The sequence below is a fragment of the Candidatus Avelusimicrobium aviculae genome, assembly GCF_949292495.1.
Lineage (GTDB): Bacteria > Elusimicrobiota > Elusimicrobia > Elusimicrobiales > Elusimicrobiaceae > Avelusimicrobium > Avelusimicrobium aviculae.
Map to the genome: position 1 here is coordinate 1 of NZ_CASEZB010000029.1, position 13415 is coordinate 13415.

At 49.0% G+C, this 13415-nt stretch carries 9 protein-coding genes and 1 tRNA gene; 2 read left to right on the forward strand and 8 right to left on the reverse strand.

Translation table 11 applies throughout. The features are described 5' to 3' along the window. Positions 1-702: 702 nt before the first annotated feature. The 8 genes from tgt to ACQY33_RS06625 all read right to left on the reverse strand — a co-directional run bounded on the left by tgt (position 703) and on the right by ACQY33_RS06625 (position 7487). Positions 703-1869: a tRNA guanosine(34) transglycosylase Tgt gene (tgt, locus tag ACQY33_RS06590; protein ID WP_428075149.1), complete on the reverse strand. Its 1167-nt coding sequence runs from the start codon at positions 1867-1869 to the stop codon at positions 703-705. Positions 1870-1912: 43 nt separating this feature from the next. After that, entirely contained in the window at positions 1913-2080 is a 168-nt protein-coding gene (locus tag ACQY33_RS06595; RefSeq protein ID WP_428075133.1) for a hypothetical protein, read from the reverse strand. A 42-nt stretch (positions 2081-2122) separates the two neighbouring features. Beyond that, positions 2123-3160: a tRNA preQ1(34) S-adenosylmethionine ribosyltransferase-isomerase QueA gene (queA, locus tag ACQY33_RS06600; protein ID WP_428075135.1), complete on the reverse strand. Its 1038-nt coding sequence runs from the start codon at positions 3158-3160 to the stop codon at positions 2123-2125. Positions 3161-3162: 2 nt separating this feature from the next. Continuing rightward, positions 3163-4332, reverse strand: coding sequence for a SpoIID/LytB domain-containing protein (locus ACQY33_RS06605; RefSeq protein ID WP_428075137.1), 1170 nt, complete (start codon positions 4330-4332; stop codon positions 3163-3165). A gap of 2 nt (positions 4333-4334) precedes the next feature. After that, positions 4335-5357, reverse strand: a complete 1023-nt coding sequence (ruvB, locus tag ACQY33_RS06610; protein ID WP_428075139.1) for a Holliday junction branch migration DNA helicase RuvB — start codon at positions 5355-5357, stop codon at positions 4335-4337. Beyond that, positions 5354-5965 (reverse strand): Holliday junction branch migration protein RuvA, encoded by a 612-nt coding sequence (gene ruvA, locus ACQY33_RS06615; RefSeq protein WP_428075141.1) that lies wholly within the window; start codon positions 5963-5965, stop codon positions 5354-5356. The genes ruvB and ruvA overlap by 4 nt, the downstream gene beginning before the upstream one ends. 182 nt (positions 5966-6147) lie before the next feature. Then, on the reverse strand, positions 6148-6720 hold the full coding sequence (gene ruvC / locus ACQY33_RS06620; protein WP_428075143.1) for a crossover junction endodeoxyribonuclease RuvC: 573 nt from the start codon (positions 6718-6720) through the stop codon (positions 6148-6150). A gap of 8 nt (positions 6721-6728) precedes the next feature. Beyond that, on the reverse strand, positions 6729-7487 hold the full coding sequence (locus tag ACQY33_RS06625; protein WP_428075145.1) for a YebC/PmpR family DNA-binding transcriptional regulator: 759 nt from the start codon (positions 7485-7487) through the stop codon (positions 6729-6731). A 157-nt stretch (positions 7488-7644) separates the two neighbouring features. Here ACQY33_RS06625 and ACQY33_RS06630 point away from each other — a divergent pair. Further along, positions 7645-7717: transfer RNA gene (locus ACQY33_RS06630), tRNA-Arg, on the forward strand. A gap of 173 nt (positions 7718-7890) precedes the next feature. Further along, positions 7891-13233, forward strand: coding sequence for a hypothetical protein (locus ACQY33_RS06635; protein WP_428075147.1), 5343 nt, complete (start codon positions 7891-7893; stop codon positions 13231-13233). The last annotated feature ends 182 nt before the right edge of the window (positions 13234-13415 follow it).

Below are 13415 nucleotides of genomic sequence, written 5' to 3' on the forward strand. Positions count from 1 at the left end.
AGTGCAGTATAGCGGCAAAAGTACAACAACCCGCCAATGCTCTGGCGAAAACAGCAAGTGGACGGGTACCATCACGGATACGTACAACCACGATACCTGCACCTGGACTTATGGCGACAATAGCAGCTGTAAATGCGCGGGTCAGCCGTCCAGCTTAACGAAGACGGAAAGCTGCCCTGCCGGATATACGGGCAAGAAAACGTACAAGTACAATACCAGCTTAGATAAATGTGCCTGGGAGTTGACCTCGGATACTTGTAAAATTAGTTTGCACTGGACGGAAAGAGGCAGCCGAGAAGCCGGTATTTGTACAAGCGGATCTTTAGGCTCATATCCTGGGACGTGCCCTTCCGCTTCCTGCTCTGGAACGTGTTCTACTGAAGGGGCTACCTGTTTCTGGGAATCTTGTGCCTCTGTAGGAGCTAACGTTATTAGACATGAATGTGTGTGTAAGTCTTAAGGAATAACAAGTCGTTTTACGTAGCTTTCGGTTTTTTCATGGCCGAGAGTTTACGCCCCAAGGGAACCCGCACCTGCACAGTGTGGGTTCCCCTTTTTTATAAAAGGGCGTAAAAACATATTTAAAGAGGTATGGAAGCAAGGTTATGCAATGGATAGGGCAAATAAAACCCCGCCGGTTGGCGGGGTAAGCTTTATAGAGTTTTTTGCAATAAACGCCAGGTTATTATAAGCAGAGGGCGTTTATTTGTATTTGGAAACCACTTCCTCTTTTAACGCTAGGAAAGAGCCGTTTTTAATGGCTTCCCGGGCGCGTTCCATTAAGCGTATTAAGAAGCGTATGTTGTGTATGGAAATTAAACGGTGGCTGGTAAGCTCCGCCGCGCGGAACAGGTGGCTGATGTAGGCGCGGGAATAATGGCGGCAGGTGTAGCAGTCACACTGGGGGTCTAAGGGGCCGGTTTGCAGGCGGAACTCGGCATTTTTAATATTCAGTTTGCCTTCGCTGGTCATTACTTGGCCGTTGCGCGCTACGCGGGTGGGCCATACGCAGTCAAACATATCCACGCCGCGCTCTATGGAATTTAAAATTTCTATGGGCGTGCCCAGCCCCATAAAATAGCGGGGTTTGCCTTCGGGCAGCACGTCCGTCACCGCGCTTACGGCGGCGTTCATTTGCTCCAGCGTTTCCCCCAAAGAAAGCCCCCCTATGCAATACCCGTGCGTACGCAGGGAGGCCATATGCTCGGCCGCTTCTTTGCGCAAATCCGGGTAAATGGAGCCTTGTATAATTCCAAACAGAAGGGAATTCCCTACCGTAAAAGAGCCGTCCGGGTTTTGGGTAATGTATTGCTCGGCAATTTTTTTATGGTAGGCTTTTTCGGCGCGTTCGGCCCAGCGTTTGGTGATGTCCAACGCTTCGCGCGCGTTGTGCTTGGAAGGGTTTTTGGCGTGTATGCACACGTCCAGCATGGTCCAAATGTCAGAACCTATTTGGCTTTCAAAATCTATTACGTTTTCAGGGGTGAACAGGTGTTTGCTTCCGTCATGGTGAGACTGGAAAGTAACCCCTTCTTCTTTAATTTTGCGAAATTTAGACAAACTGTATACCTGAAAGCCGCCGGAATCCGTTAGAATGCTTCTGTCCCAATTCATAAAGGGGTGAAGCCCGCCCAACGTTTCCAATGTTTTGGTGCCGGGGCGCAAATACAGGTGGTAAGTATTGGAAAGCAAACACTCCGCCCCCACGTTGCGCAAGTCTTCATCCGTCAGCGCTTTTACGCTGGCTTGTGTAGCCACCGGCATAAACACCGGGGTGTGAACGGCGCCGTGTTTGGTATACAAAATACCGCTGCGGGCCTTGCAGGAAGGGTCTTTATGTAAAATTTGAAAGGGGGAAATAAGGGCCATATATTTATATTTTACCATATTCCGTATCGGGCTAAAAATGGGCTTAAAAATCAATCTCTTTAGCTAATTTTTGGGCTTGTGGTAAAAGGTAGTTGCGCTTGATAAACTTAATAAAACGCTCCCAGCGGCGTTTAATTTTTGCCTGGGCGGCTCTGTTCCAATAATACTCCAAGGGAATAAATGCCCCGCTGCCCATATCGTTTATAAACATAAGTTTAAAATCAAAAGGGTTCATTTTTATTTTATTGAGAAACTACAAAATCATCATGCTGTCCCCAAAGGAGTAGAAACGGTATTTTTTTCCCACAGCTTGCAGGTAGGCTTCGTAAATAAAGTCTTCCCCGGCAAAGGCGGATGTCATGCACAAAGGAGTGGAGTCCGGGAAATGAAAATTAGTGATTAAGCAGTCTATGGCTTTAAATTTGTATCCGGGGTAAATAAACAAGTCTGTCCATTTTTTGCCGCTGTGGGTATGGCGGTTTTCGTCAGTAAAACTTTCCAGCGTGCGGGTGCTGGTTGTTCCTACGGAAAAAACCCGCTTGCCGTTGGCGTGTGTTTGGTTTACCAGCTCCGCCGTTTGGGAGGATATTTCGCCCAGTTCGGCCAGCATATGGTGTTCTTGCGGCTCGCCGCGCAGGGGTTTAAACGTTCCCCAGCCTACATGCAGGGTGATGTAGGCGATGTTCACCCCTTTGTTTTGTATTTTTTGCAGCAGTTCCGGCGTAAAATGAAAACCCGCCGTAGGCGCGGCGATGGAGCCCTCATACTTGGCGTATACGGTTTGATAGCGTTCTTTATCGGTGGCTATGCTGGGGGTAAGGCCGCTGTGCTTGCGGGCTTTTTCTATGTATTGGGGAAGCGGCATTAGCCCATGGGCGTTGCAAAAGGGGAGGATGTCGTCGGTATTAAATTCCAGTACGGCTTCGTTATTTTCCGTTTTGCCCAAAACTTTGGCGCTCAGCCCGTCGGAAAAATCCAGCGTGATGCCTTCTTTATAGTCGCGCGTGAGCACCGCCCAGGTGCGGCTGTTTACCGTGGGGCGCACCAGCAGAATTTCCACCTTTCCGCCAGTGGGTTTATGCGCAAACAGTTTAGCCGGGAATACTTTGGTATTATTCATTACCAGGGTGTCGCCGGGGTTTAGGTATTCGTGTATATCCCTAAAAATGCGGTGTTCTATGGTGTGGGTGTCCCGGTGCAGCACCATTTGGCGGGAACTGTCTCGCGGGGTGGCCGGCTGTTTGGCGATAAGCGGGTCTAAATCTAATTTTTTGAAACGTTCAAATGCCATACTTATAAATCCTTTACCTGGGTAATTTTAGCCCCGGGATAATATTTTTTTAAAATGTCTTTGTAGTTTTTCCCGGCCTTAGCCATGCCGTTTGCGCCGTCTTGGCACATGCCCACCCCATGGCCGGAACCCCTGCCTTTGAACAAAACGTCTTTCTTGCGCAGGGAGAGTTTGGTGATTTTACAGCTTTTTAACCCAAAGGCGGAGCGGAAGTTTCCGCAAGCGACGGTTTTGCTCCCCTTCTGGGTGCGTACGGTAATGTTAGTAGCGCGCCCGGTTTTGGTTTTGCGGGCCACTTTGATGGATTTTAATTTGCCTTTTAACCCCAGCGAAGCGGCGTAACTTTCCGCCTTGGCGAGGGGGACGGTTTGCTGCCAGGAATAATTTTTGGCGTGCTTGTCATAACCACATTTGGCGCCGGAAAGGGGTTTAATGGCTTTGGCGCTGGGGCTCCAGCTGGTTACGCTGTCCGTAGCGCCGCCGCAGTTGCCGTGATAATAGGTATAAAATAATTTTCCCTCAAAGGTAAGAATTTGCCCGCGGGTTTTATCCACCGCGGTTTTTACGGAAGGATACACTTTGCCTGTTCCTTTATACACCTGGCTGCGTACGTCGTTATACAAATCAAAGTAACGTTTGCCGGTGGTTTCCATGCTTTTTAAGGTAAATGTGCGGGCGGCTACGGCTTGGGCTTTTAAAGCCTCGGCGGGCCAGGTGTAGCTCATTTCATACGGAAGCACGCCGTAAAGGTAAGTTTCCAAAGGCACGTATTCCACTATATGAAAGTAGCTCCCGTCCGGCACTAAATACATTTTGCCCGCGTAGGCGTTTCCGTTAAACGTAATGGTTTTGCCGGGGGCGGGCTCCAATATAACAGGCTGGGCGCTTTGCAGGGTGCCGGCTTGTACTTTGCCGCCGCCCAGCGCACGGGCGGACAATGTGCCCGCGTTGGAAATTTTGTATCTTTTGGAACGGTCTTTGGTGTAAATATATAAAAGCCCGGAATGTTTAAAAGAGGCCGTTTTTTGTTTTTCAGCCAGCAGTACGCGCACGGTGGTTTCCGGCCGGGCAGATTGCTGCCCTCCCGCATTGCGCGCGGAAGGCGCCGCGCAGGCCGCCAATAACAGGCAGCCGCAAACAGCTGTTAACAAAAAAAGGCTTTTGGTTTTCATGGTTAAAATAATAAGTCCGTTGCCGGTTTGCGGTTTAAGTGTTTATACGCTTTGGGGGTGGCCACACGCCCGCGCGGGGTGCGCGCAATGAAACCGGCCTTAATGAGATAGGGCTCTATGGCGTCCGTCAGCGTATCCACCGCTTCTGACACGGCGATAGCTAAATTTTCCACCCCTACCGGGCCGCCGTTAAAGCGGTCTATTAAAGCTTCTAAAATGCGTTTGTCCACGCTGTCTAAGCCTTCGTTGTCAATATCTAAAGAGTTCATAGCCAGGGTGGCGATTTCCTGCGTGATAACGCCCTGCCCTTTTACTTGGGCAAAATCCCGCGCGCGGCGCAGCAGGCGGTTAGCGATGCGCGGGGTACCGCGGGAGCGTTTGGCCAGTTCGGTCAGGCCCGCGCGGTCCGCCGCGATGTTTAACAGCCGGGCGGAACGGGCCAAAATATCCGTAATTTCAGAAATTTCATAAAAGCCCAAATTAAACACAATGCCAAAGCGGTCTCTTAGCGGGCCGGTAAGCAGGCCGGAGCGCGTGGTGGCGCCCACCAAGGTAAATTTGGGTACGGCCAGTTTTAACGTGGTGGAGCCCGGGCCTTTGCCGGTATTAATAAAGAAAGTAAAATCTTCCATGGCGGGGTAGAGGGCTTCTTCCACGGCGGGGTTTAGGCGGTGTATTTCGTCAATAAATAAAATATCCCCGTCGGCCAGTTCGGTGGTCAGCATGGCGGCCAAATCCCCGGGGCGGGCAAGCACCGGGCCGGAAGTAACTTTAATGTTTACGCCCATCTCTTTGGCTAGAATATTGGCCAAAGTGGTTTTACCTAAACCGGGCGGGGCGTAAAAAAGGCAATGGTCCAGCGCTTCTTGGCGGGCGCGGGCGGCCTCTATAAATACGCGCAGGTTGGATTTTAAGTTATCCTGCCCCACAAATTCGTCCAGCGTGCCCGGGCGCAGGGCCGCTTCCATGCCGCCGGCTTCTTCGCTAAGTTGTTTAACGTCTAAAATATCGTTTTGATTGCTCATTTTTTAAGTACCCGCAAAGCTTCTTTAATGATATTTTCTATTTTGTCATTTGGGTTAAGGCCCTGCGCGTATAATTTTTCTATCGCGCGGCGCGCCTCTGCGGCGGAATACCCCAGCGCGCTTAACGCTTCCAGCACGGGGGTCATGTAGGGGGAGTCGTCCAGCACTTTTATTTTGCTTTCGCCCTGTACGGATACGGCGTCCATCTTGTCTTTTAAAGAGTTGATGAGCTTTTCCGCCGTTTTGGCCGTGAAGCCAAAAATGCCTGTTAAAATTTTAGGGTCTTTGGAAACAATGGCTTTGTGAAAGTCCGCCACGCTGCGCAAGGCTTTGTTTAACAGTTCCAGCGCTTTTTTTGCCCCTGTGTTGGGAATAGCGGTTTTAAAAAGCGTCCAAAGTTCTTTGTCTTCTTTGGTTAAGAAGCCGTACAGCACGGTGCCGTCGTAAGGGGAAATGGATTCGGCTATATAAAGGGATATTTCTTTTCCCGCCTCTAATTCCAGCACGCAGGAATGGGCCATGTTGATTTCATACCCCACGGCCCCGCATAACAGGAGAACGCCGTCCTCCCGCACTTCCAAAACTTCCCCTCTTAAGTAGCCTATCATAATTTCATTTTAGCATATTGATAAAAGGCCTGCCGTTTGTTCTTTCCTTAAAAAAGAAACGGCAGGGTTGGTTATTGATAGTTTCGTTTGAAATAGGAAAAAGAATTAACCGGGAGTTTGTGTTTATTTTGTGCAAGGAAAATGTTTCAAAAATTATTTTGCCGGAATTTTAAAAAGGAAAATTATTTAACTGTTTTTTTGATTTGTTGTTCCCGGGCGGCTTTTAATTTTTCCAAGAAAGCCGTCTTTACGTTTAGCATATTATTAAGCGGAGAGGTTTTTAGGTGGCATATCCCAATGGCCACAGCGTCGGCCACGTCGTCTGGCTGGGGGGGCTTGTTTAAATTTAAGGTAAGCTGCACCATGCGCTGCACTTGTTTTTTGTCAGCCGCGCCGGTGCCGCATAACATCATTTTAACGCGCTTGGGGGGATAAAAAGTAATTTGTTTTTGCGCCTGTTCGCACGCCAGCAAAATTACCCCGCGCGTCATGACCGTGTTAGCCATGGTAACGGCGCGTTTTAAAAAGAAGTTTTGCTCCATGGCTACTTGCTGGGGGGCGTATGTTTGCAAAATTTGCTGAAGCTGGCGGAAAATATAATCCAACCGGGCAGGCAGTTCTTGGCCGGCCTGAGTGTGTATCAGCCCGCAAGCCGTTAAAGACAAAACGGAACGGGCATCTCGTGTGAGAACTGCCCATCCCGTTCTGTCTAAACCAGGGTCTATACCTAAAACGGTGGTTATTTTAGTGGTCAAGCGGCCTCTTATGCGTCCAATTTGGCGGCTACCGCTTCGTCAATGCTGGAGTTGTCGTACACGTTTTTGGTGTCGTCGTGGTCGTCCAACGCTTCCAGCATTTTCATTAAGGTTTCGGCGGTGTGTTCGTCGGTGATATTTACTTCCGTATCGGGCAGCATGGATAAATCGGCCGATTCGGGCGTAATGCCTTTAGCTTCAATGGCTTTTTTAACAGCGTCCAAGGCGGCCATTTCCGGGGCGGTGATTACTTCATATACGTCCGCCGCGGTGCGCACGTCTTCGGCGCCGGCTTCCAGGGCTAAATCCATCAGTTCATCTTCACCGATGTCTTCTTTCTTTACCACAATAAGCCCTTTGCTTTTAAACATATAGGATACGCATCCCGCCGTGCCGATAGAACCGCCGTGGCTGGTGAAAATTTTGCGTATTTCAGAGAAAGTGCGGTTTTTATTGTCCGTGGTGCACTCCACAATAACCGCCACGGAACCGGGGCCGTAGCCTTCATAGGTGATTTCTTCATAAGAAACACCCGGCAGCTGACCGGTACCTTTCATAATAGCGCGTTTTACGTTGTCAGAAGGCATATTGGCGGCGCGGGCGTCGTCAATGGCTTTGCGCAGGCGGGGGTTTTGGTCCGGGTTGCCGCCGCTCATCTTGGCGGCGATGGTGATTTCTCTTAAAATTTTGGTAAATACTTTACCTTTTTTAGCGTCTACGAGGGCCTTTTTATGTTTAATACCGGCCCAGTGTGAATGTCCACCCATAGGTATACTCCTTACAGCAATTAAGATAATTTTATTCTACCAAATTTTGTTTGCCTAGGAATAGGCCCGGTGTGAAACGCCTTTTTGTGTATATCCGCAAGGCGGACTGTTGACGGCTTTTGCATACCTGGCTAATTATTGATACAATAACAAACGGGCCCCGTTAGCTCAACTGGATAGAGTACCGGTCTTCGGAACCGGTGGTATGGGTTCAAATCCCATGCGGGGTAAATTTTCAGTACCGGAGAAGCTCTGTAAGAGTTTGTCCGGTTTTTTGTCTAAAAATGAACCAGTGGGCCCAAGCGCGAAATAGGCCCTTTGGCCCTTGCGAAAAAAAAGGTTTTAATAGAAAATTGAAAGTGAAGGAGCTTTCTATTTGATAATTTCTAAAAGGATTATATATATGAAAAACCAACCTGTATCTCTTGTAGAAGCATTCCGCCGTTTTATATCCCTAATTCTAGCAGTAGTAATGATTTTTAACCTAACCGGCCAAGCCGCCGCCCAAGCTGTTTCCACTTCCAAAGCAAAACTACCCATATCCGCCGATGATTTAGAAAAATTATTAAAAGAAAGAGCCTATACCGCCCAAAATCCTTCCGGATTTTATACTCCTTCCAGACAAGAAAATATCAAACGTTTTTTTCAAGAGTTAGCTCAGAAAGACCCCGTTTTAAAACAATTAGAAGAAATCAGAACTTTTTTTAATCCTCTTTTCTCTTCCGCCACGCAAACAACGAAACAATCCTCTTTTGAAACCTTTAAAGAACAAGATGCGCAAGCCATTGAAAAAGAAGCGGCTGCCGTCCGGGCTTCCATTCAAGAACAGTATGATAAGACCTTAGCGCAATTTGAAGAAAAATTATCCTCCTTGCAAAATAAGCAAATAGAATCCAGCACTCCGTCCGAGCCGGAAACGGACAGCCAAAAAGAAGAACGCATCGCATATATAGAAAAAGATATGGAGGCCATAAGAAAAAAATTCCGGGAGCAATTATTCTTTTGGAAAAACGACTCTTTATCTCAGCTGGATAGAGAAACCAAAAGCGCCCTTTTGAGCGCTAAAGACCGCTATGCCTTTTACCAAAAAAACGCGGACGAACAGCGCGACAAAGTTGTTTTGCAAAAGAAACAGCAGCTCTTTTCCTTATATGCCTCTCACCCGGAAAAAGCCGTTTCTTATCTGGTGGGCATTACCCCGCGGCTTTTGTCTTACCGTACTGTTAAAGGGGAAAGCTTTTTTACTCAAAAAGAAAAAGATTTGTTGATGGATATCTTTATTAAAGATTTGTCCGTCAATGACGGTTGTTTAAACCCTAAATCCGCCTATTCCTGCGAGCGGGCTTTTTCCGCCTTGGCCGGGCTGGGGCAATTAGGGCAGGGAAGTTTTGAGGCCTCCATGGCCGTGAGCGAATTTGTGGAACGCCATTTAGACGTAAACGGAGCGGCCGGGCCGGTGTTGTTGGCCGGGGCTTCTGCCTTGCTGTCTATGGGGCAGGCAAAAACGGTGGGCGGTATTTTACATGCCGCTGTTCAGAGAGAACATAATACGGTATTTCCCTTGTCTTTTACGGAGTTGCATGATTTTGCCAAGTATGAATTAGGCGGAAACCAGCGCTATTTGGGGGATGTGTCTAAAAAGGCCCAATTCCAAGGGGAAGACGGTTCCTATTCCAACGGTTGGGAAGAGCTGGCCTTAATGTTAGCGGCCGAGGGCAGCAAAGACAGCCTGCAGGTATTGCATAATTATGGCGTCGGGCGTTGTTTGGTTACCAAGCGCGGGGAAGGATTTTATATTAATTGCGACACCATATTGCCGTTTTTAGTCGGGGCGTTAATCAGCGGAAAAAGCGGTGCGGAAAAATATACTCCTTCCAACGTCATTACCCGTGCCGGCCAGTATTTTAGCAATGCCGGTGCCGGGAAAGGCGTCATTACCGTTTCCCAAGAAGAAGCCCAAAGAGGCGCCAATACCGTTTCGCAAAGCCGTCAGGCTTTAACCGCTTTAAGCCAAAATACAGGTTTGCCTGCCGCGGCGGTATTTTCCCGCTATTTGTTTTTAAATACGATGGGTGATTTAAACGCCGACGAAGAACTGGCTTTGGACAACAAGCTGTACGGAGCCTTTGCCGCGGCGGTAAAGGGAAAACAGGTAAAAGATGGCTATCTGATTAAACCCTATGATAAAAAGAGTAATTTATATGTATTAAAAAGAAGTGCCTATACCCGTAATAAATGGTGGGGGGACGGCGCGGCCGTATGTGATGTGGTGCTGCTCTTGTGGTTTGGGGCGGATATCGTGCGCAACTCTCCTAAAGCCCTCCGCTGGATGAAGATGCTGGGTAACGGGGCTTTGGCTGGTGTTGGTAAGCTGGCCGGAGAAACCCGCATGTTAGGCAGTTTGAAAAATATAGGAAATGCCGAACCGTTAGTGGCCGCGTTAAAAGGACTGCGCCCTAACTGGACGCGCAACCTAAACGCCAAAATATCTTCCCGTTTAGAGGGGGTAATTCAAGCGCAGGCTCCGTTGTTTGCGTCTGTTGAGTTTGCTCCCAGCAAAGTGCGCATGTACGCGCGGGGATATGAGGCTGTGTCTCCCGCCCGTTTTGAAGCCGGGAAAATTGTGTTAGATAAAGAACTGTTTTCCACTCCGGCGCAGGCTACTGAGTTTAAGCAACTTTTAACCCAAACCTCTTCGCGCGTAAACGATCGGTTCATGAAAGAGGCGTTTTCTTTAAAAACCCGTTTGTTCGGAAAAAACAGTTTATACCGCCAATTATGGTTAGATGAGTTATACACCGCGGTACCGGCCGGTGAAACCGCCTTTGCCACCACCCCGTATCAGCGCGCCATATTTGAACTGGCGGGCTCTATTCGCGGCAATAAAGCTTTTAGTGTGCCGGAAGCGCTTACCAAAACCGTCTCTTTAATGCCTGAGGGGAAAGTAAGTTTATCGGCGGTGTCGCATAATTTGGCTATGGCGGGTATAAAAGCCCCCGCAGCAGTAGAGGAAACGTCTAAAATTTTAGAAAATGCCGTAAAACTGGCGGACCAGTCTTATCAATACCGCAACCGCAAATGGCGCCAATTCCTCAGTTTTGTTCCTTTTGGCAATGACAGTTATCATGCTTGGCGCGGCAATGCCGTATACCGCCAAATTTTGGGTAAAAAAGTAGGGGTATTGGTAAATGAAAGCCCTATTTTTACCCCAGCGGAAAAATTAAAACTCACCGACGTGTTGGCCTGGAATTTGCGTAAAGATTATTCTATTACCGCTCCCAAGGCGGCGCGCAGTTTGTCTGGTTCTGTGGTGCGCAAGCCCTCTGTGGAATATGAAGCCCGTGCCGCCTTTGTGCGGGACGCAAAGGGCACGCATGCTTTGCCCTTAACGCTGCGTATGGACCCGCGGTTAAACGGCGTGTCTGACCGGTTTTACCAGCATGTAGATTTTATACCTGAAAAAACGGGCGAGTATACCCTTTCCATGATTAACGCCGCCGGCGCTCCTTTTAAGCTGGAGAACTTTAAAATCATTGCCCGGCCGGGTGAATTGCCTAAACTGGCCCAGGCTATGGTAGGCGCTCCTGAGCCGCTTGCGCTGACGATGTCCCCTTACGCCAAACAAGGTTTATTGGCGCGCGGGTGGAACGGGGCGCGCAACTGGCTGGAAGAATTTTCCTGGTTCCCTAAGAAATGGCACCGCGGCACGGAAGAAAAGACAATTTCCATGATGCTGAAAGACAACCGCCTGCTGGCCTCTCGCGTAGCTTTAACGGGAGATAAAGAAGAGCGCTTCTCTTCTATGTTGCAGGTATACCGCCAGTTGGCCAACGGTACTTTGCAGGAAGTGCCTATGGTGGTAAAGGCGGACAAATTCTTTAATATGGGCGCTTTGGGCGTAGATAAATTGGTGGTGGATACAAAGGGAGGTTTCTCCTTTTTCAATAAGAGCAACGAGATAGTTAATATCAAAAATCCGTACTTCTTTGGTATTCCCAAAGGGGAGGCCGGGCATTTGGTTACTGCGTTGCGCAGCAGTAAAATATCCACTCCTCTTTCTTTAGTGGTAGACGCCAAAAAAACCGGTTTGTGGCGCATGTATGTGGCTACGGGGCTGAGCTTAAGTTCCGCCTCCACCGGGTTGTTGTCTTCCTTGGAAGAATTTTATCCCAGCGATAAGCCTTACGGCGCAAGCGATACCGCTAAAATGATGATTACGCTGTTCTTGCCGTTTGTGCCTTCTTTCTTTGCTCCTATGTTTACCCCGTTTGTAAAACGCTATGGCGCTTTGGGCGTTACGAAAGCGGCGTTGGCTATATCCTCTACCGGTTTGGCCTTTCCGTTGGCGGCGGGGTTTGTTTGGAATACTCCCCAAAATAAAACTTCCAGTGAAAAGCCGGCCGGTTTGCCCAGCTATCTGTGGTTGTATCCTTCTGCGGCGGCCATTGGTTTATCCTCTGCGTTATTGCGCGCCAGCTTGAACACGTTGATTGGTAAAGCCAGCGGCAGTACGGGCTTGGTAAAGAGCATGTTGGCCAAAAACATTGGTTCTGCCGCGTTGTTAGTTCCTCCGCTGGTGTTTGGCGGGCTGTATTCCTCAACCGGGGACGGTTTGGTTTCCAAACCGCCAACATTTGCTTCTTCTTTCCCGGTGTTGGAAGCGGGGTCTGTCGCGGCTTTGATGATTATGCATTCTTCCAGCATCAACCGCACCATCGGTATGGAAAAAGGCTTTAAGTTCCCTAAAGGGCAAGTATGGCAGACTTTGAAAAAGGAATCCTTAGAGGCATATAGGCTGGTGGCCAACCCCGCTATGCTGCCTATGATGGCCGGCGCGTTTATGCTTACGGGGTTTGAATCCGCCGCGTATAACAAAGCGACCAACCAAATGTTAAAACCGGCGGCGCAGCAGTGGGCTTCCGCGGATGTCTTTAACATTTCCGCCGGTCATTTGAATCAAGACCATCAAAAGAAAAATCTGACCGCTACTTTTACGGGCGGGGCGTTATTGGTGGCGCCGTTTATCGCGCGCTGGAAAGCAGGTCCTATTTTGAACCTGTTTGGTGCGGATGAAAAAGTACGCTATACCAAGATGTTGCAATATTCCTTGCTTTCTTCCGCTACGGGCGGCGGTTTGCTGCTGTCGGTAGATAAAGACGCCAACGGCAATATGGACGCTTGGAACTGGAGCAAACTGATTGCCGGCGGCACTTTACTGGGGTTGGGTACGGCTAACGTCTTCCAATCTTTACAGAATTTGGCCACCGCGCGGTATATGAGCTCAAAAGAAGTGGAAACCATTGTAAACGCCGCTAAAGACTTAAAAGAGCAAAAACGCTTAAAAGACGGGTATAAAGCGGTTTCCCGCACGGTATTTTCAGCGGCTAACGTGGGGATGGCGCTTCCTCCGCTGGTAGTAAGTACGTCCATGGATATTATGACAGACGAAAACCGCCCCGGCGGCCCGATGATTGTGGACGAGCAGGTTCCTACCTATTCGTTGGGTATGTCTTATGCGTTCTTAGGCGCTGGCGCGGCTATTACCATGAAGAGTTTGGGAGTGTTGGCTCCCGGCCAGGTAAGAAATATAATCAGGCCGTTGTCTTGGCCGGTGGGGGCGGACTTCTTATACAACAGCTGGAAAAAGCCCGCATTACAGCCGGTTAAACTGCAGCTGCCTAATGTGGGCACCTATGCCAAGCCGTTGCCGCCTATGCCGGCTATGCCTGCGGCTGTAAATAAATAAGCGCTTGTCCGTTTTGAACGCCCCGGGTTTCCTTCCCGGGGCGTTTTTATAACTACTGCTCACAATAAACCCCGGGCGTAAGCCCGAGGGATGGAGTGTGTATCCCCAAATCTTCATATTTAGTACCATCTCAATATGGAACTTACCAAATTAAGTCACTGCGTTTATCACTGCCGATACCA

Excerpts from the sequence above, each read along its gene's own strand:
- ACQY33_RS06625 (WP_428075145.1), bottom strand. The coding sequence starts at position 7,487 with ATGGGTGGACATTCACACTGGGCCGGTATTAAACATAAAAAGGCCCTC.
- ACQY33_RS06605 (WP_428075137.1), bottom strand. The coding sequence starts at position 4,332 with ATGAAAACCAAAAGCCTTTTTTTGTTAACAGCTGTTTGCGGCTGCCTG.
- ACQY33_RS06635 (WP_428075147.1), top strand. The coding sequence starts at position 7,891 with ATGAAAAACCAACCTGTATCTCTTGTAGAAGCATTCCGCCGTTTTATA.
- tgt (WP_428075149.1), bottom strand. The coding sequence starts at position 1,869 with ATGGCCCTTATTTCCCCCTTTCAAATTTTACATAAAGACCCTTCCTGC.
- ruvB (WP_428075139.1), bottom strand. The coding sequence starts at position 5,357 with ATGAGCAATCAAAACGATATTTTAGACGTTAAACAACTTAGCGAAGAA.
- ACQY33_RS06595 (WP_428075133.1), bottom strand. The coding sequence starts at position 2,080 with ATGTTTATAAACGATATGGGCAGCGGGGCATTTATTCCCTTGGAGTAT.
- ruvA (WP_428075141.1), bottom strand. The coding sequence starts at position 5,965 with ATGATAGGCTACTTAAGAGGGGAAGTTTTGGAAGTGCGGGAGGACGGC.
- queA (WP_428075135.1), bottom strand. The coding sequence starts at position 3,160 with ATGGCATTTGAACGTTTCAAAAAATTAGATTTAGACCCGCTTATCGCC.